Raw genomic sequence first — 997 nt, forward strand, 5'->3', positions numbered from 1 at the left:
ATCTAACCTTCTCTGGCAGGTGGTCTTTGTGGTTGTAAAGCATGTAAATATCACGAGGGTTAGCGCTCCAGTCCTCTAAGACTTGCACTAAGCTGCCATCTTCAATGTATTCGCGGATCATAACGTCGGGCATTAGGGTGATACCAAGGCCTTCTGAACATGCTTGTCTCACGACATTGAGCGCATTCGCGTTGAAACGGCCTTTCTCGCTATTCACCACAGTCTCTTCATTTGAATTACTCAGCTGCCACTTAATCAGCGGATAGCCTTTAAGTAGCGAATGATTCGCGAGCTCTTCTGCATGACTTGGTGCCGGGTTCTTCGCTAGGTAGTCAGGACTTGCGATAAGAATATCTTTTACTTCACTGATTTTTCGAGCGATTAGGCTTGAATCACGTTGTGGACCTACTCTGAAAATCACGTCCCACTCGGTTGGATCAAGCTGATCGGCTTGGTTGTTCATCATCAGCTCAATATTAATATCAGGATATTGAGTCATGAATTCACTGAACATCGGCATCATCATGCGCTTGGTCAGGTTTGAGGGTGCCGTAATGCGAATCTTACCGGAAGCTCCTTTACAAACGTCAGTCAGTTCTTCTGCAGTAGAAGATAGACGTTGCAGTAACGGAGAGCATTCGTTGAAGAAACGTTCGCCTGCCTCTGTTAAAGAGAGTTTACGCGCGTGTCTATTGAGAAGTCTTAGGTTTAGTGAATCTTCTAAGGCTTGGATGCGTCGTGTAATGGTCGCAACCGGAATCATAGTCTTGCGTGATGTTGCGGTGTAGCTCCCATTTTCAACGACAAGTCGAAAGAGGTTTAAATCATCTAATTTCATAAATCCAGACACATTTGTTTACAATCTCATCTAATTTATACGTAATAGTGAGATCAATGTTTGCGTTACGTCAATTCGTTGCACTATTTACCAGTATTCCAACCCTTGTCACGAATTTCCAGTAAAGAGTACGTATTTGTGTATTTAGCAATTTGTTAC

At 43.4% G+C, this 997-nt stretch carries 1 protein-coding gene; it reads right to left on the minus strand.

Annotation, left to right across the window (positions count from 1 at the left end):
* Window positions 1–838: LysR family transcriptional regulator (locus AB4496_RS23950; RefSeq protein WP_372132259.1), on the minus strand; the 838-nt coding region annotated here is incomplete at its 3' end.
* Window positions 839–997 lie beyond the last annotated feature (159 nt).

The organism is Vibrio sp. 10N.222.46.A1 (assembly GCF_041473595.1).
Lineage (GTDB): Bacteria > Pseudomonadota > Gammaproteobacteria > Enterobacterales > Vibrionaceae > Vibrio > Vibrio tasmaniensis_A.